12 protein-coding genes and 4 pseudogenes are annotated in these 17,299 nt (G+C 57.5%); 11 read left to right on the top strand and 5 right to left on the bottom strand.

Annotated elements, in window-relative coordinates:
- Positions 1-15: 15 nt before the first annotated feature.
- Positions 16-927, bottom strand: a complete 912-nt coding sequence (locus DWB67_RS14530) for a DNA-binding response regulator (RefSeq protein WP_119808351.1) — start codon at positions 925-927, stop codon at positions 16-18.
- Complete coding sequence (locus DWB67_RS14525) at positions 924-4,259, bottom strand: ATP-binding protein (RefSeq protein WP_119808324.1); 3,336 nt, start codon at positions 4,257-4,259, stop codon at positions 924-926. Before DWB67_RS14525 ends, DWB67_RS14530 begins: the two co-directional genes overlap by 4 nt.
- A 201-nt stretch (positions 4,260-4,460) precedes the next feature.
- On the opposite strand from DWB67_RS14525, the gene urtA reads away from it, so the two are divergent.
- The 8 genes from urtA (at position 4,461) to DWB67_RS14485 (ending at position 13,454) form a co-directional block, all read left to right on the top strand.
- Positions 4,461-5,693, top strand: coding sequence for an urea ABC transporter substrate-binding protein (urtA, locus tag DWB67_RS14520; protein ID WP_255418692.1), 1,233 nt, complete (start codon positions 4,461-4,463; stop codon positions 5,691-5,693).
- Positions 5,694-5,754: 61 nt separating this feature from the next.
- Complete coding sequence (gene urtB, locus DWB67_RS14515; RefSeq protein WP_119808320.1) at positions 5,755-6,681, top strand: urea ABC transporter permease subunit UrtB; 927 nt, start codon at positions 5,755-5,757, stop codon at positions 6,679-6,681.
- Positions 6,682-6,691: 10 nt separating this feature from the next.
- Entirely contained in the window at positions 6,692-7,810 is a 1,119-nt protein-coding gene (urtC, locus tag DWB67_RS14510) for an urea ABC transporter permease subunit UrtC (RefSeq protein ID WP_119808318.1), read from the top strand.
- A gap of 7 nt (positions 7,811-7,817) precedes the next feature.
- Complete coding sequence (gene urtD, locus DWB67_RS14505; protein ID WP_119808316.1) at positions 7,818-8,567, top strand: urea ABC transporter ATP-binding protein UrtD; 750 nt, start codon at positions 7,818-7,820, stop codon at positions 8,565-8,567.
- A 10-nt stretch (positions 8,568-8,577) separates the two neighbouring features.
- Positions 8,578-9,267 carry an urea ABC transporter ATP-binding subunit UrtE gene (gene urtE / locus DWB67_RS14500; RefSeq protein ID WP_119808314.1) on the top strand — a complete coding sequence of 230 codons (690 nt, stop codon included), beginning with the start codon at positions 8,578-8,580 and terminating at the stop codon, positions 9,265-9,267.
- Between the two features lie 19 nt (positions 9,268-9,286).
- On the top strand, positions 9,287-10,522 hold the full coding sequence (gene fmdA, locus DWB67_RS14495; RefSeq protein WP_119808312.1) for a formamidase: 1,236 nt from the start codon (positions 9,287-9,289) through the stop codon (positions 10,520-10,522).
- Positions 10,523-10,576: 54 nt separating this feature from the next.
- Positions 10,577-10,909, top strand: coding sequence for a zinc ribbon domain-containing protein (locus tag DWB67_RS14490; protein WP_119808310.1), 333 nt, complete (start codon positions 10,577-10,579; stop codon positions 10,907-10,909).
- Positions 10,910-11,273: 364 nt separating this feature from the next.
- A complete protein-coding gene (locus tag DWB67_RS14485; protein ID WP_119808308.1) occupies positions 11,274-13,454 on the top strand; it encodes an ATP-binding protein in 2,181 nt (726 codons plus the stop codon).
- A 69-nt stretch (positions 13,455-13,523) separates the two neighbouring features.
- On the opposite strand, the pseudogene DWB67_RS14480 reads toward DWB67_RS14485, so the two are convergent.
- A pseudogene (locus tag DWB67_RS14480) lies at positions 13,524-13,705 on the bottom strand (transposase); the annotation flags it as partial.
- A 134-nt stretch (positions 13,706-13,839) separates the two neighbouring features.
- Here DWB67_RS14480 and DWB67_RS14475 point away from each other — a divergent pair.
- The 3 genes and pseudogenes from DWB67_RS14475 (at position 13,840) to DWB67_RS14465 (ending at position 16,238) form a co-directional block, all read left to right on the top strand.
- Complete coding sequence (locus tag DWB67_RS14475) at positions 13,840-14,220, top strand: transposase (protein ID WP_119808306.1); 381 nt, start codon at positions 13,840-13,842, stop codon at positions 14,218-14,220.
- A pseudogene (tnpB, locus tag DWB67_RS14470) lies at positions 14,217-14,563 on the top strand (IS66 family insertion sequence element accessory protein TnpB). The gene DWB67_RS14475 and the pseudogene tnpB overlap by 4 nt, the downstream one beginning before the upstream one ends.
- A gap of 62 nt (positions 14,564-14,625) precedes the next feature.
- Positions 14,626-16,238 (top strand): annotated as a pseudogene (locus DWB67_RS14465) (IS66 family transposase).
- Between the two features lie 37 nt (positions 16,239-16,275).
- On the opposite strand, the pseudogene DWB67_RS14460 reads toward DWB67_RS14465, so the two are convergent.
- Positions 16,276-16,520: pseudogene (locus DWB67_RS14460) on the bottom strand (IS5/IS1182 family transposase); the annotation flags it as partial.
- Positions 16,521-16,588: 68 nt separating this feature from the next.
- Positions 16,589-17,194: an IS630 family transposase gene (locus DWB67_RS14455; RefSeq protein WP_182911597.1), complete on the bottom strand. Its 606-nt coding sequence runs from the start codon at positions 17,192-17,194 to the stop codon at positions 16,589-16,591.
- Positions 17,195-17,299: the final 105 nt, after the last annotated feature.

Below are 17,299 nucleotides of genomic sequence, written 5' to 3'. Positions count from 1 at the left end.
TTTATCACCGATTATTCAGTGGCGTGATGATAACAACCGGTCTGCCATAAGCGCGGCCGAGGTCCTATTATCGACGCCCAGTTTTTGGAAAACCTGTTCCAGATGTTTGTTCACCGTGCGGGTGCTTAATGTCAGGATGTCGGCAATATCACGGTTGGCCTTGCCTTGGGACAACCAGATGAGAACCTCGGCCTCGCGTGATGTCAGGGCGAAGCGGTCGATCAGGATCCGGTCATTGTTGCCGCCCTGTTGCGGTTCGACCCGGATCAACAGGTGGCCTTCACCTGTCCGGCCGGTATATCGCAGGATCAACCGGCTGTCGCGAAACGGGATTGCGGTGGAAACCGGTTGTGCAGGCAGGTCTGCCAGCCATTTTGCCAATGCCGGAGCCGGCGCACGGTCATTATCTACCAAGCGTGCAGCCTCCATCTGTTCTAGCGCACGGGGCGAGCCCCAAGCCAGACTGCCCTGTGGGGTAACTGCAATGATCGACCGGTCCTGTGCATCGAAAGCCGACCTGAGGTCGCGTATCTGTCGTGCATTCAAAATATGGGTCGTGACGCGGGCGATCAGCTCATCGACATTCACGGGTTTGGTAACGTAATCGACACCCCCCGCTGCCAAACCCCGCCGGACATCCTCGGACCCTGTCAGGCCGGTCATAAAAATCACGGGTGCATCCGTCATCACTGGTTGGGATTTCATAAGCCGGCAGGTTTCAAACCCGTCCATGCCGGGCATTAGCGCATCCAGCAAGATAACATCGGGATCAATGCGGCCCAGTAATTCCAGCGCCCTATTGCCATCACGGGCAACGATGACGGTCGTGCCGCTATCTTCCAGCGCCTCGGACACCATCCCGACCGATCCGGGGTCATCATCGACAATCAACGCCATCGTTGCGATGCCGGACACCGGGTGCGTCATATATTCATCCATCGGATCAGCGTCTCCTCGATTGCGGGAAGGTCGTAGTCGTCCAAATGCCCGCGCAGGGTCTTTGTTGCCTGTGACGGGGACCCCAGATCGGTCTCGATCAGGTCCAGATGCCGTGACAGACCCCGTGCATGGCCGATGCGCGCGGATGACAGCAAAACCTCCATTTCGGCATTTGACAGGGGCCGCAGCGTATCGGCTGCGGTATCTACACCTTGTGTTTCATACAGCAGGTCCAGACGCAGCAGGGTTGCGATCGTTTCCAGCATATCGGTCAGCGTATAAGGCTTGATCAGGAAGCCGTCATGAACCTGTGTATCGGGTTGTCTGGCCCCGACCTGCAGGGCGTGACCGGTGCACATCAGGATCGGCGTTGTGCGGTGCCCGCCCTGCCGCAGCGACTGCGCAAAGCTCCAACCGTCTTCGCCCGGCATGTCGACATCCAGTACGAACAGGTCCGGCGATACATCGTTCAACATAAAGCGCGCAGTGGTCGTTTCAGGGGCGGCCACGATGTTGAACCCCAGATCACCGAAGAAACTGTCGAACAAAGTTAGGTGGTTCAGATCATCATCGACAATCATTAAAGTCCGGCGACGCCCGCCATAGCCCGAGGCACGGGTTTCCTCATCCAGATCAGCCTGACGTCCCGGCCTTGCCGCGTGATCCGGAACCGAGGGCAGCATCAGGCGCACGCGGAAGGTGCTGCCCTTACCCTGTGTGCTTTCCGCGACAATTTCTCCGCCCAGAATATCGACCAGCAGCTTGGTGATGGTCAGCCCCAGTCCCGAACCACCCGGATGCTGGTCACCGCAGCGTTCGAAAGGGCGCCACATCCGTTCCATCTGTTCGGGGGCGATGCCTTGGCCGGTATCGGTGACGGTAATGGTTGCAACTTCGTTACGATAAGTAAAGGCCAGCGACACCGATCCTTGGGCCGTATAGCGGACGGCATTGGTCAGCAGGTTGATCATAATTTGCCGCAACCGCTTTTCATCGGACATGATCCATACAGGCAGGGTGCCATTCGTGGTGATCGACAGGGCCAGACCCTTGGCGCGTGCCTGTTCGCGAAACAATGCGCCGATCTGGCTTAGGAAACCCGGCAGGTTGATACGTTCCCGCGACAGTTCGATCTGGCCGACCTCGATCTTCGAGATGTCCAGCAATCCCTCGATCAACCCTGCCAAATGTTCCGAGGACCGCCGGATGGTGCGGACAGCCTCGCGGCGGCGCATGGGGATATCGGGATCGGCCTCGACGATCTGGGCAAAGCCGAAAATGGCGTTAAGCGGTGTGCGGATTTCATGGCTAAGGCCCGCAAGATAACGGGTCTTGGCAAAATTGGCGGCCTCGGCCTTTTCCTTGGCGTTCTGTAAGGCAAGATCGGTTCGTTCATGGGCGCGGATTTCCTGAAGCAGGCGCAGGGTCTGGCGGTCCGCCTCGTCGCGGGCGTTCCGCCTACTTTCGCGCCCGAGGATAACCATCCAGATACCGACCCCGATAAAGACCACGGCAGCGCAGAAAATCGCCCCCAGAACAGTGCCATAGCTGCCCGACAGCCGGATACGAAACAGAAAGCCTAGCAGCAATGCGGTGGAAATAACGACCGCGCAGAATGTCACCGAAAACACCCCCGCGCGCGAGGTCAAAAACCGCGACAATGCCGGTGCGGCGGCGGTTTCGACAGCTGCACGAATAGAAGTGCTGGCCCGTCCGTGGGGCTTGCACCGGTCACCACATCCTGCTTCCAGTGAACAGCACAGCGAACAGATGTTGCCTTCGATAAAGGGGCACATGGCCATATCGGGTGCTTCGAAGCCGTAACCGCAAGTGTCGCACAGATGCGTTCCTGCTGCGAAAATGGCAGGTCGACGGGCGATATAGAACCGGCCCTTGGTCACAATCGCGATCAGTGGCGCAAAAAGGATAGCCGTGCCAAGTGACACGAAGGCCGACAACGCCGCTGCCGTTTCCCCTATAAAACCGCCGCTCGCCAAGAGACCTATCCCGACCGCACCCCCCATGGCACCCAGCCCAACAGGGTTCAGATCGTAAAGATAGGCACGGCGGAATTCGATTCCCTTGGGGCTAAGGCCAAGGGGTTTGTTGATCACCAGATCGGCAAAGATCGCGCCGACCCATCCCAATGCGACCGTAGAATAGAAACTGAGGGTGGCCTCAATTGCGTCGAAAACACCGAATTGCATCAGAAGAAAGGCAATTGCGACATTGAAGACCAGCCAGACCACGCGACCGGGGTGGGCATGGGTCAACCGCGAAAAGAAGTTAGACCATGCAATTGATCCGGCATAGGCATTGGTCACGTTGATTTTCATCTGGCACAGAATAATAAAGACCCCAGTCATAGCCAGCGCGAAAGTTGGATGACCCAGAACAGTTTCGAACGCTACGAAATACAGATGCGCGGGGTCGGCAAGATCGGTCACGCCGGTTCCTGCCGTGATCGCGAGCACCGTCAGGAACGATCCCGCTAGCATTTTCAGTCCGCCGATGACCGCCCATCCAGGTCCGGCGGCCAGAACTGCTGCCCACCAGCCGATACGTTCGCGTCGGTTCGATGGTTCGGGCAGGAAGCGCAGGAAATCGACCTGTTCGCCGATCTGCGCAATCATCGACAGCGCCACAGCCGATGCTGCACCGAACGACAAAAGCGTCAGATCACGCGTGCCGTCAAGGCCACGGAAATCGGTCCAGCCCGTATGGCCCAGCCCCATCATGGCGATCAGCACAAAAGGAACGGCGTTCATCACGAGCCACGGGATCTGCGTCCATGCCTGGAAACGCGATATGCGGGTGAACCCGTGCGCGACCAGCGGAATGACCACTACAACCGATGCAATATATCCCGCCCACAAGGGAACGCCGAAACAGAAATCCAGGGCAAGCGCAAGGATTGCAGCCTCTAGCGCGAAGAAAATAAACGTAAAGCTGGCATAAATTAGCGATGTCAGCGTCGACCCCAGGTAGCCAAAGCCCGCACCCCGCGTCAGTAGGTCGATATCGACGCCATAGCGTGCCGCGTAATACGCGATGGGTAGTCCCGTGGCGAACAGGATCAAGCAAACCGTAATGATTGCGGTTAAAGCGGTGGAAAACCCGAATCCCAAAGTTAGCGCTGCGCCGATCGCCTCGAGTGCAAGAAACGAGATCGAGCCTAACGCAGCATTTGCTACCCATGCTGCCGACCACCGCCTTGCGCGGCGTGCGGTGAAACGCAGGGCGAAATCCTCCATCGTCTCATCGGCGACAAGCCGGTTGTATTCACGTTTAGCAGTCGTGGCGTGCAGCAGCGTGCTCATCCGTCGGCCCCTTCGTGCAACGTCGTCCGCTGTTTACAGACGGTCAGATCATGGGAAACCGGCATAAGGGGAAATTCTGCGCAGGCATATAAGTCATTTGACGTATTCCGCGGCGCAGCAACACGGGCCAACCTCTGGTTAACCAAGGCGATAACCAGTGAGGACAACATGGCTGACCACAAGAAGGCTCCCTTTCCTGCGATGTCACGTCGCGCAATTCTGGCGGGCGGTGCGGCAATCGGGGCATCGCTGTTCTTGCCCAAAGGTCTGCGTGCACAGGACTTTCCGACCGATCAGGTGAATACTACCGGATTGGCCGTGACCGACGATACTGTTCAGGTCGGCATCCTGCATTCGATCAGTGGCACCATGTCGATTTCCGAAACCGGATCGGTTCAGGCCGAAAAGCTGGCCATCGAACAGATCAACGCCCAAGGCGGTGTCCTGGGCCGCAAGATCGAAACGATCCAGGAAGATGGGGCGTCGGACTGGCCGACATTTGCGGAAAAAGCCCGCAAGCTGTTGGTTAACGATAAGGTCGCCAGTGTCATGGGTTGCTGGACCTCGGCCAGCCGCAAGGCCGTATTGCCGGTCTTTGAACAGCATAACGGGATGCTGTATTACCCGACCTTCTATGAGGGTTTGGAAGAAAGCCCGAACGTCATCTATACCGGTCAGGAAGCCACGCAGCAGATCATCGCAGGCCTTGACTGGGTAGCGCGTGAAAAGGGCGCCAAGTCGTTCTATCTGCTGGGATCGGATTATATCTGGCCGCGTACTTCGAACAAGATTGCCCGCAAGCATATCGAGGACAAGCTGGGCGGAGAAGTCGTGGGTGAGGAATATTACCCGCTTGGCCATACCCAGTTCAATTCTGTCATCAACAAGATCCGCCTGAAAAAACCGGATGTGATCTATGCCATCGTTGTGGGTGGGTCGAACGTCTCCTTCTACAAGCAGCTGAAGGCCGCGGGCATCGACATGACCGAGGAAGCACCCCTGTTGCTGACCATTTCTGTGACCGAGGATGAAATCCGCGGCATCGGCGGTGAAAATATCGAAGGCGCTTATGCCTGCATGAAGTATTTCCAGTCGCTTGAGAACGAGAACAACAAGGAGTTCGTCGCCGCTTTCAAGGAAATGTGGGGCGATGACATGGTCATCGGCGATGTGACGCAGGCTGCCTATCTGGGTCCATGGCTGTGGAAGGCCGCTGTCGAAAAGGCAGGGTCCTTCGATGTGGACAAGGTCCGCGAGGCAAGCCCCGGGATCGAATTGACGACCGCGCCGGAAGGCTATGTCAAGATCCATGAAAACCATCACTTGTGGTCCAAGACCCGCGTCGGCCATGCGATGGCGGACGGCCAGTACGAGGTGGTATTTACCACCGATGATCTGGTCGAGCCTGATCCCTTCCCCGAAGGCTATCAGTAAGCACCCCGCGGGCGGCCGCGCGGGCCGCCCATTCCTTCCCTTCTCGACAGGAGTGCTGCCGATGTTTTCGGGGTATTCGCTTCCAGAGCTTGGCGCGATCTTCGCGATGCAGGGCTTTGCCGGACTGATCCTGTTTTCGGTCTTTGTCCTGATGGCCCTGGGTTTGGCCATTATTTTCGGCCAGATGGGCGTCATCAACATGGCCCATGGCGAATTCATGATCCTTGGGGCCTATGTCACCTATCTGGTGTCCCAAGCCTTCGCGACCTATGCACCCGCGTTGTTCGGGGCCTATTTTTTCGTGGCAATGGTGCTGGCGTTCTGTGCGTCGGGCCTTTTGGGCATGTTCGTGGAATGGGCTATCATTCGCCATCTTTACAAGCGTCCGCTGGACACTTTGCTGGCGACATGGGGCCTTAGCCTGATCCTGCAACAATCCTTCCGGTCGCTGTTCGGCGCGCGCGAGGTCGGCGTCACCATCCCCAGTTGGATGATGGGATCCTTGCCTTTGACCGATCTGATCGAGGTGCCCATCAACGGCATCTTCGTCATGGTTCTGGCCCTTGGGATTTCCGCTGCGGTCTATGTGATGATGTTTAAATCCGGTTGGGGACGGCAGGTCCGCGCCGTGACGCAGAACCGCACAATGGCCGGCGCCGTGGGCATTGACACCGAACGCACCGACCGTCTGACATTCGGCATCGGATGCGGAGTTGCGGGCATTGCGGGCGCGGCTTTCACCATGATCGGATCGACGGGGCCGACATCCGGTCAGGCCTATATCGTCGACACTTTCCTTGTTGTTGTTTTCGGCGGCGCGGCCAGCCTGCTGGGCACTATCGCCTCGGCGTTCTCGATCAGCCAGGCGCAATCTATTCTTGAATTCTTCCTCTCCGGCTCGATGGCCAAGGTCATCACGCTGCTGGTCGTCGTGGGCATACTGATGCTGCGTCCGCAGGGGCTGTTTTCCATCAAGCTTCGCAAGTGAGGGCCGATAGATGACCAAAACGTCATTCCTGAAACGCGACGAGGCTGTCGGCTTCGCCATTCTGGCGCTGATCATCTTTATCGTGTTCCCCCTGATGCTGGACGATTTCCGGCTTAACCTGTTCGGCAAATATCTGACCTATGCCTTTGTCGCAGTCGGTCTGGTACTGTGTTGGGGGGCGGGCGGTATCCTTAGCCTGGGGCAGGGGGTGTTCTTCGGCCTTGGCGGATATTGCATGGCGATGTTTTTGAAGCTGGAGGCATCGACCCCCGAGGCGACCGCAATCCAGTCGACACCGGGCATTCCCGACTTCATGGACTGGAACCAGATTTCGGCCCTGCCGATCTGGTGGCAGCCCTTCAACAGCTTCGGTTTTACCGTGCTGGCAATTCTGGCCGTGCCTGCGCTGTTTTCCCTGATCATCGGTTTTGCGATGTTCCGCCGCCGCGTCGGGGGCGTCTATTTCGCCATCATCACGCAGGCCATTGCGGCCATTGCCACGATCCTGATCGTGGGGCAGCAGGGCTATACTGGCGGCGTGAATGGCATCACCGATCTGCGCACGCTGATGGGATGGGACATTCGCCCCGACAGCGCGAAGACCGCGCTATACTTCGTGAACGCCGTTCTGCTGTTCGCCTGCCTTTTTATCGCTATGGCCATCCGCAAGTCCAAGTTCGGGCGGGTGCTGGTCGCGATGCGTGACGCCGAGGATCGCGTCCGCTTTTCGGGCTATGACGTGGCCAGCTTCAAGATCTTCATCTTCTGTGTCGGCGCGATGATGGCATCGGTCGGGGGTGCAATGTTCACCCTGCAGGTCGGGTTCATGTCGCCCACCATCGTCGGCATCGTGCCGTCGATCGAAATGGTTATTTTCTGTGCGGTGGGTGGTCGTCATTCGCTGCTGGGGGCCGTTTATGGCGCGCTGCTGGTCAACTGGGCGCGCACGACGCTGTCGGAAAGCTTTCCCGAACTGTGGCTGTTCGGCCTGGGCGGGCTGTTCATCGCCGTGGTTCTGGCATTCCCGAACGGTCTGGCGGGTCTTTACGACGATTATGTCAAACCGCGCTTGAAGTTGTCGCGCCGCAATCATGCGGCAAAACCCTCAAACCCCCAACTGGCAGAGTGACGGCACCATGGTTCAGGACAATCCGAATTTCATTCTGTCAGTCGAGGATCTGACTGTCTCCTTCGACGGTTTCAAGGCGGTTAACGGCCTCAGCTTTTATATCGAGCCGAACGAATGCCGCGTCATCATCGGTCCCAACGGCGCGGGCAAGACGACCGTGCTGGACCTGATCTGTGGGCGCACCCGTGCCACCGAAGGGTCCATCAATTTCAAGGGCCACGAACTGACCCGCATGCGCGAGGACCAGATCGTCCACGCGGGTGTCGGGCGCAAGTTCCAGACACCTTCAGTCTATGAGGATCTGAGCGTCTACGAGAATCTGGAAATCTCCTATCCGCGGGGCCACAGCGTTTTTGGTGCATTGACCTTCAAGCGCGACGCCGATGTGAACCGCCGCATCCGCGAGATCGCCGAAACGATTTTTCTGTCGGATATGCTGGACGAACGCGCAGGCATCCTGAGCCATGGCCAGAAGCAATGGCTCGAAATCGGGATGCTGCTGATCCAGGACCCCGAATTGATGATGCTGGACGAACCCGTCGCGGGGATGTCGGTCGCCGAACGCAAGAAGACCGCGGAATTGCTGAACCGCATCATCAAGGATCGCGCGGTTATCGTCATCGAACACGACATGGGCTTTGTCGCCGATATCGCGACCCGCGTGACGGTTATGCATCAAGGCAAGCGTCTTTCCGAAGGGTCGATGGCCCATGTGCAGGCCGATCCGTCGGTCGTCGAAGTCTATCTTGGGCATTAAGGGGGACGTCATGCTGAACATCCAGAACCTGACATCGGGCTATGGTGAATCCCGTGTCCTGAACGGTTTGGACCTGACAGTTCCGAAAGGGCAAATCGTGGCGATCATGGGGCGCAACGGCATGGGCAAAACCACGCTTATGAAGTCCTTGATGGGGATCGTGCAGGCGACGGACGGGACTGTCGCCGTGGACGGGACCCCGGTCGGGGGAATGAAATCCCATGCCCGGGTTGCCAACGGATTGGCCTATGTCCCGCAGGGGCGGCAGATTTTTTCCGCCATGACCGTCGAAGAAAATGTCGAAACCGGCCTGACTGTCACCGGTCGCAAAACCGTGCCTGCGAACATCTATGACCTGTTTCCCGTGTTGGTCGATATGAAGCACCGTCGCGGCGGCAACTTGTCGGGTGGCCAGCAACAGCAGCTGGCCATCGCACGGGCCATGGCATCCGACCCCAAGGTCCTGTTGCTGGATGAACCGACCGAAGGCATCCAACCCTCGATCATCCGCGAGATGGCACGAACGCTGCGGCGCATCCGCGACGAACACGGCCTGACCATCGTCGTGTCGGAACAGGTGCTCAGCTTTGCGCTGGACGTAGCCGACCGCGTTCTGGTGCTGGAAAAGGGTGCGCTGGTCCATGACAGCCCCCGCGCCGGCATCGACGAGGCGCATGTTTCGAAGTTTCTCTCTGTTTGAAGCAAGAAAGGAGGCCGTGATGGCCGACACCCTGATTTCCGTAAACCTGAGCGAAGATCCCCACACCAACGAAAACATCCACAACCGCTGGCATTGCGATATCCCGATGGCCTGCTGGGTCGAACCGGGCGATGATTTCAAGGTCGAAACCTATGACTGGACGGGCGGACAGATTGCCAACAATGATGATGCTTCGGACGTGCGTGATGTGGAACTGGAACAGGTGCATTACCTGTCCGGCCCGATCGGGGTAAAAGGGGCCGAACCAGGTGATCTGCTGGTCGTGGATATCCTTGATATCGGCGCGAAAGAGGAAATGAACTGGGGCTTTAACGGCTTCTTTTCCAAAAAGAACGGCGGCGGCTTCCTGACCGACCATTTCCCCGAGGCCCAGAAGTCGATCTGGGATTTTGACGGCATGTTTACCAAATCGCGTCATATTCCGGGTGTGCGCTATGCCGGCCTGATCCACCCCGGCCTGATCGGATGTCTGCCCGATCGCAAGATGCTGGATACGTGGAACACCCGCGAAAAGGGATTGGTTGCGACCGATCCGGACCGTGTCCCCGGGCTGGCCAACCTGCCGACCATGCAATCGGCCCATATGGGCAAACTGAAGGGCGAGGCGCGCGAAAATGCTGCTGCCGAAGGTGCGCGTACCGTTCCCCCGCGTGAACATGGCGGCAATTGCGACATCAAGGATCTTAGCCGCGGGTCGAAGATCTATTTCCCCGTCTATGTCGATGGTGCAGGCCTTTCGATGGGCGATTTGCACTTCAGTCAGGGCGACGGTGAAATTACCTTTTGCGGCGCCATCGAAATGGCGGGCTGGCTACATATCCGCGTTACGCTGATCAAGGGCGGAATGGAGAAATATGCCATCAAGAACCCCATTTTCCGCCCATCACCTATCGTGCCGAAATACGACGATTTTCTGATCTTTGAAGGGATCAGCGTCGATGAGGGGGGCAAGCAGCACTATCTAGATGTCCATGTCGCCTATCGTCAGGCCTGCCTGAATGCGATCGAGTACCTGAAAAAGTTCGGCTATTCGGGTGCGCAGGGCTATGCCATTCTGGGGACAGCTCCGGTTCAGGGGCATATCTCGGGCGTGGTCGATGTGCCGAACGCTTGCGCAACGCTGTGGCTGCCGACCGATATTTTCGAAAACGGGTCCAAGTTAATGCCATCATCAGACGGTCCGACGCCTTTGGTTGACGGTTCCGTTGATCTGCCTCTGGCCCCCGATCTGTAATTCTTGCAGGCCGCGCAATCCCGTGCGGCCTTCCCCTTTTCAGGAGCGATCCCGATGCCCGTCTATGATTATGCCTGCCCGCATTGCGGCCCGTTCGAGGCGCTAGCAGCAATGTCCGCCTATGCTGACCCGTGTTCCTGTCCGGAATGTTCGGCCATCGCACCAAGGGTTATGCTGACTGCGCCGCGTATTGCCAATATGGACGGTGGCCGACGTATTGCCCATGATACGAACGAACGCAGCGCCGATAGTCCCAAGCGCCTTAGCAGCCACGGTCCCGGTTGCGGATGCTGTTCGGGCGGCAAGAAGAAAGCAAGCCGTACGTTGCACCGCCCTGATGGGTCAAAGACCTTGGTCGGCACACGGCCCTGGATGATCTCGCACTAGCGTTTATCAGGTGCGCGGGCTGGCCTTTCGAGACGTGCGTCGCGGTGTGGCAACGACAGCAACCAATTCCTTGCGGCAGCTAATTTGGAGAAGAGATGTCCAGTATGGACGTGGCCGTGTGCAACACATTTACAATTAAGGTCGCGGACCCTTTGCCGCGGCCGCGTTTATCAATTGGTGGGTTTGGACCACCTTAAAAGAAATCGGCCAGATCTGATATGTCACCGCAGAATGCAGAGAGGGTTGTTCCCGAAAATTTTCATTATATGCGCAGTATTTGTTAACTGGACCGGATGTTGGAACGCGGTTAGCGTCGTATCTAGTCATATGGTTCATTGCCGGACCAGCGCAGGGGGAAATTTCGATGAAGCGTCAATACCAGATGGCGCTGATCGCATTTCTGGCAGTGGTTACACTCGCCGTCGGGACAATCTGGCGTTTTAACCAGGAAATGAACCGCCAGATTAACACATTAAGCACTGCCACGTCGGACAGTATTCAGTGGTTCATCGCCCAGTCCGAGGTAGAGCTGCTGGCCCTGCGCGATACTGCCAGACAAATGTTGATGGATGACACAATTCCCGCGCAAGAATTGCGCAAGCGGTTTGATGTGCTCTATTCTCGCCTAAGCACTCTGGAATCAGGGCAGAATTTTGCGCAATACCGGCTGGAGCCGACTGTCGCGCACGCACTTTCCGATATCAGAAGGATGATGGATGACGCGATCCCGATTATCGACAGCGATGACAGGATATTGCGCGCCGCCGTGCCGGACCTGATCGAGAAATTTCAGAATATTGCGCCTGCACATCGGACAATTTCACTGGAAGGCGTCCGGTATTTTGCCAACATCTCTGATGTCAGGCGCGCGGCAATGGTGCAAACACTGCGTGATATGTCGAGGGTCATCGCACTTTTGTTTGCGGTTCTGGCAACAACCGTTCTGGTGTTGCTGTTTCTGGTCAAATCTGCGCGGACACAGAACAACAAGATTATGTCCGCTCGCAATCGCCTGAATTCACTGTTCGAAACCTCAATCGATGCAATCGTTGTCGCTGATCAGGATGGCATCATCCAGAATTATAATTCGGCCGCTGAACGTATCTATGGATTTACCTCAACAGAAGCGATCGGTGCTGACATACGTGATATTCTGACACCTCCGGACAGGATGGAGGCTGTCAACGCGCTATTGGACCAGATGCGTAACGGTCGCGGAGCCTCGCCGCTGAAAAACCTTGGTATCAGCCAGACGCAGGCCAAACATAAATCCGGCCATCTGATCCCCGTCGAAGTATCGCTGTCGATCAATCGTGACAAAAAGGGGCCCTTATTGGTTGCCTTTGTGCGCGATGTTACCAGCAGGGTTGCCGCCGAATCTGAACTGATCGAAGCCCGCGATCACGCCCTGGAGGGCGATCGCGCCAAGGCCCGTATGATCGCAACGATGAACCATGAAATGCGAACGCCGTTGAATGGTGTAATGGGTACATTGGACCTGTTGAAATCCACCGATCTGGATGATGAACAGCGTCGATATATTGACGCCATGGACCGCTCGGCCAGATTGTTGCTGCAGCATGTGAACGACGCGCTGGATGCATCACGCGAATATAACAGAGAAATAGAGGTTAAATCCCGGATATTTGATCCTGTTTCGCTGGCGGAAGATGTGCTTGAGGGGTTGCGCGCAACTGCGGAAAAGCGTGGCAACACCTTGGCGTTCCAAACGCATGGTGAGGATAATCGGAAACTGGTCGGAGATGACGGAAAAATCCGCCAGATTCTGGTCAATCTTGTCGGGAATGCCATAAAATTCACGGATGGCGGGAATATCACTATTCGTTTGATCAGACATGGTATGGATGGCTGCATCGAGATGCAGGTGAGTGATACCGGCAGCGGAATCGCAAAAAATGACATTGATCGCATTTTTGACGAGTTTGTAACGCTCGGGTCGTTTTACGACCGCAAGGTAGAAGGAACCGGTCTAGGTCTCTCCATAGTAAAACGTCTGGTAGGCGCGATGGAAGGCGAAATCGCTGTCGAAAGTGAAATCGGCAAGGGGAGCAGTTTCAATCTGCGCCTAAAACTGTCCATCGCGGAGGAGCAGACGGACATCCAGCAGGGCATAAAGATTGACAGTGGCAGTCGACATGACGGCCGCAGAATACTTTTGATCGAGGATAACCAGATTAACCGGCTTGTCGCGCGGGAGATGTTGAAATCCTATGGATGCATTGTTACCGAAGCTTACGATGGCGCTGAGGGGGTCCAACAGGCACTAACAGGGACGTATGATTTGGTTCTAATGGATATCAGTATGCCACGCATGAACGGGGTAGTGGCTACGCGTAGTATAAGGAAAGACGGCCCGAACCGATCTACGCCTGTGATTGCCCTAACTGCCCATGCAACTCCGGAAGATCTGACTTGGTTCTACGACGCGGGTATGAGCGGTTCGCTTATAAAGCCAATCAACCGGACCAGTCTAAAAGCAATTCTTGACTTGCATTTATCAGTCGAACGGCAACATAACCGATAACGCGGTCTGAAAGTGCCCCATTTACCCTTATACTAGCTAGCTGGCGTCAGGGCTCATTCTTAATCAGAGTTAGAATAGAACAGTTGCGGCCAATTCGATTGCGGAGAGGTATGTCTCTGGACGCCTGTCGTAACGCGTTGCAATCCGTCTCCAGTCTTTCAGTCGACCGAACATGATCTCGATGCGATTGCGCTTTTTATAGGGCTCTTGTCGTAATTCACGGCCTTTTTGCCGGAATTTCGACCAAGGATTCACGCGTTTATCCCTTTGTCTTACAATGCACTTCGTAACTGCGCCATTGTCACCGCCTGCCTGAGGCTGCTGCGATGATCTAAGAGACGTCGCTAATGACGTCATTACTGACGTCTCTTATGCGGGGCCTGTGATGCGTGTTGAAATTCTTGGGGCGGAGCGGCGACGCTTTTGGCATGACGACGACAAGCTTGAGATTGTCGCGTCGGTTGGGATTGCCGGGGCGAGCGTGACACAGGTTGCGCAGCGCCATGAAATTAAGCGGCAGCAAATTTACGCGTGGCGGCATGAGCTGAAGAAGAAAGGCTTGTGGTCGCCCGATGCCGGGGCGCTTTTCTTGCCGCTGGACATGCCCGTGACTGTAGGAGTGCCGGTGGTGCAGGCCCCGGTCGCTGAGCTACCGCCGCCAGTTGCTGTTGAAGTGCGGCTGCGGGGTGGGCGCAGTTTGCACTTTGACAGCACAGTGGCCCCGGCCACGGTGACAGCCCTGATCCGAGCGGTGGACGCCGCATGATTGGCCCCGGCACCGGAGTGCGTGTGTATCTGGGCTGCGGCGTGACGGATATGCGCAAGGGGATCGCGGGGTTGCCGGCGCTGACCCAGGATGTGCTGCATCAGAAGCCGGCCAGTGGTGCAGTGTTTGCGTTCCGGGGGCGACGTGGGATCGGATAAAGCTGCTGTATTGGGATGGTCAGGGTTTTTGCCTTTATTACAAAGTGCTCGAGCGCGGACGTTTCCCTTGGCCGAGCGCCAAGGATGGCGCGGTGCGGATGACATCTGCGCAGCTTGCGATGTTGTGGGAGGGGATCGACTGGCGACGTCCTGATTGGGGTGCTCCACCGGCGCGGGTCGGATGATTTTTTCGTCCAGCTTGCCCTATTTATATGGTTCTCTTGCCTGATTTTTGGTAGTCAGGCGCATGTCGAAACCCGCTGAAAACCTGCCCGATGATCCCGCCGTCTTGAAGGCGATGATCGCCGTTTTGCAGGCGGAGAACGCGAAAATATCGGCCACGTTGCACGTCCATTATCAACTGGTTCAAGCGCTGCGTTTGCGGATCGCTAAACTCCAGAAACTGGCCTTCAGCAAATCCTCGGAAAAGATCGAACGCGAGATTGAGCAGCTGGAACTGGCGCTCGAAGACCTGCTGGTCGCGGTGGCTGAAGACGATGACGCGCTCATCGACGAAGGTCCTGATGAGCCATCACCGGAAGCTCCCGATGCGCCCGCGTTGCGCCGCAGGCCACGTGTCTCGGATGCGACGCCGCGCGAACGCCGTGAACTGGACCCTGGTGCCCCGGCTGCGGCGGTGATCTGCGTGTCGTGGGTGAGGACGTCAGCGAACTGCTCGATATGATCGCCGCCCAAATGAAGGTGATCCAGATCGCCCGGATCAAGAAGTCCTGCCGCCGTTGTGAGCGGATGGTGCAGGAGCCAGCCCCCAGCCGCCCGATCCCGGGAAGTATGGCCGGTCCGAACCTGCTGGCGCATGTTCTGGTCTCGAAGTTCGACGATCACCTTCCGTTATATCGCCAGCACGAGATCTTCGCCCGCATGGGGGCAGATATTCCCGAAAGCACGCTTGTTGGTTGGTGCGGGCGGGCCATGAAGACCCTGCAGCCGCTGATCGAACGGATCGAGGCGGACATCATGGCCAGTGATCTGCTGCACGCAGACGACACACCCATCCGGGTGCTGGATCGCAGCCTGCGCGACAAGGGACTTGGCAAAGGGGTCAAGAAAGGCCGGATCTGGGCTTATGTGCGCGATCAACGGCCATGGGCGGGTGCTTCACCACCCGGGGCTGTCTATCAGTTCGCACCGGATTGGAAGAAAGAACACGTTCTCAGCCATCTGGCCAACGCCCGCGGCATTCTTCAGGCCGACGGCTACAAGGGCTATGCCAAGCTCTATGAGCCAGAACCTGACGGCGGGCCACCGCGTTTGCGCGAAGCGGCCTGTTGGGCCCACCTCCGGCGCGACTTCCACGACTTCTGGACCTCAACCAAATCCGAGATCGCTCGCGAGGCGCTCGACCGGATCGGCAAGTTCTACGATGTCGAGCGCGACATCAACGGCCAACCCGCTGACGTCCGTCATGCGGCACGTCAAAAGCTGAGCAAACCAAAGGTTGAGGCTTTCTTTGCCTGGTCCGAACAGCAACTCCTGCGCATCCCGGGCAAAAGCGATCTGGCGAAAGCTTTCCGCTACGGCCTCGCGCGGCAGGAGGCCTTCAGCCTGTTCCTGACCGACGGACGTGTAGCGATCGACAACAACCCGGCCGAGCGCGCCCTGCGCCCGATTGGAACCGGCCGAAAAAATTGGTTATTTGCAGGAGCGGATACCGGTGCAGAAACCCTCGCGCGTGCAATGAGCGTCATTGAAACCGCCAAGCTGAACGGTCTCGACCCGCTGGCCTACCTCGCCGACATCCTCGACCGTATCCATGATCACAAGATAAACCGGCTGGATGAACTGCTGCCATGGAATTGGGTGCCATTGGCATCCGTGACGGAAAGTCAAGCCGCGTAAGCGGCGGTATCAACGGGGCGCTTACTGCTCTTCACAGCCAGTCAGCATCACATACCCGGTCCGCCGATAGCCAGTCAGCCTTTGGCAAGCAGCTCAACATCGCTGCCGCGCCCTTGTAGTCGCTCACTTGCCCTGCCGACATGAAGAAGCGGATGGGTCTGCCTTTCGCATCGGTGACGGCGTGCAGCTTTGTGTTCATGCCGCCATTTGTTCGGCTGATCGGGCGAGCAGGCCCCCCTTTTTCGGGCGCAGGCTGCACGCCGTGCGATGCGTTTTCAGATACTTGCGCAGCCTCTCTCGAACGCATGGCGTTCGCCTGCTTACATCGATGATAATAGAGCGTTTCGGCCTTAACCTGATACATACCCTGCCGCGTGGAAGTAGTTCCAGCACTCTTGGGGCGAGAACATGTTGCAGATGTCGCCGAGGGCTTTGAACAGATCACTGAAGGTTCGTGCGCCCATTTTGCGGAGATGCGCCTTCAGCTTCGAGAATGCCTGCTCAATGGGGTTTAGATCGGGTGAATAGTGCGGCAGATACAGGAAGCAACATTTGGCGGCACGGACGGCTTCGGCGGCCTCGACGTTGCGGTGGGTCGCGAGGTTGTCGAGGATGACGACCGAGCCGGGCGTCAGTTCCGGGGCCAGGACATCGCGAATATAAGTCACGAAAGCGGAGCCATCCATCGCCCCCTTTATCCCCCAAGGCGCGATGAGCCCCTCCGACGTGAGGCCCGCAATGAATGTCTGCATGCCCCAGCCACCCAAAGGCGCGTCCATCCGCAGCCGCTGGCCGCGCCATGCGCGCCCCCGCAGTCGGGTCAGGTTCGTCTTCACGGAGGTTTCGTCAATGAACACCAGCCGTTCGGGCTGGCGACGCATGAAGGGAATGCGCCGTTCCTGCCACGCGTGCCGGGTCTGCTTTACACGGGCGCGGTGCGGTTCAGAGGCCGCCAACGATTTTTTTATAGGTGAAACCAAGCCGCTTGAGCAGCGCCGCAATCGAGGAGTGATGGACCTTCACGCCCTCGGCCATGGCCAGCGCATCGCGTCGTTCATAGA

Source organism: Paracoccus sp. JM45 (genome assembly GCF_003590715.1).
GTDB lineage: Bacteria > Pseudomonadota > Alphaproteobacteria > Rhodobacterales > Rhodobacteraceae > Paracoccus.
Note: the sequence above shows the minus strand (reverse complement) of the source record. Positions and strands in the feature narration are given on the sequence as shown.

Excerpts from the sequence above, each read along its gene's own strand:
- DWB67_RS14530 (WP_119808351.1), bottom strand. The coding sequence starts at position 927 with ATGACGCACCCGGTGTCCGGCATCGCAACGATGGCGTTGATTGTCGAT.
- DWB67_RS14525 (WP_119808324.1), bottom strand. The coding sequence starts at position 4,259 with ATGAGCACGCTGCTGCACGCCACGACTGCTAAACGTGAATACAACCGG.
- urtA (WP_255418692.1), top strand. The coding sequence starts at position 4,461 with ATGTCACGTCGCGCAATTCTGGCGGGCGGTGCGGCAATCGGGGCATCG.
- urtB (WP_119808320.1), top strand. The coding sequence starts at position 5,755 with ATGTTTTCGGGGTATTCGCTTCCAGAGCTTGGCGCGATCTTCGCGATG.
- urtC (WP_119808318.1), top strand. The coding sequence starts at position 6,692 with ATGACCAAAACGTCATTCCTGAAACGCGACGAGGCTGTCGGCTTCGCC.
- urtD (WP_119808316.1), top strand. The coding sequence starts at position 7,818 with ATGGTTCAGGACAATCCGAATTTCATTCTGTCAGTCGAGGATCTGACT.
- urtE (WP_119808314.1), top strand. The coding sequence starts at position 8,578 with ATGCTGAACATCCAGAACCTGACATCGGGCTATGGTGAATCCCGTGTC.
- fmdA (WP_119808312.1), top strand. The coding sequence starts at position 9,287 with ATGGCCGACACCCTGATTTCCGTAAACCTGAGCGAAGATCCCCACACC.
- DWB67_RS14490 (WP_119808310.1), top strand. The coding sequence starts at position 10,577 with ATGCCCGTCTATGATTATGCCTGCCCGCATTGCGGCCCGTTCGAGGCG.
- DWB67_RS14485 (WP_119808308.1), top strand. The coding sequence starts at position 11,274 with ATGAAGCGTCAATACCAGATGGCGCTGATCGCATTTCTGGCAGTGGTT.
- DWB67_RS14475 (WP_119808306.1), top strand. The coding sequence starts at position 13,840 with ATGCGTGTTGAAATTCTTGGGGCGGAGCGGCGACGCTTTTGGCATGAC.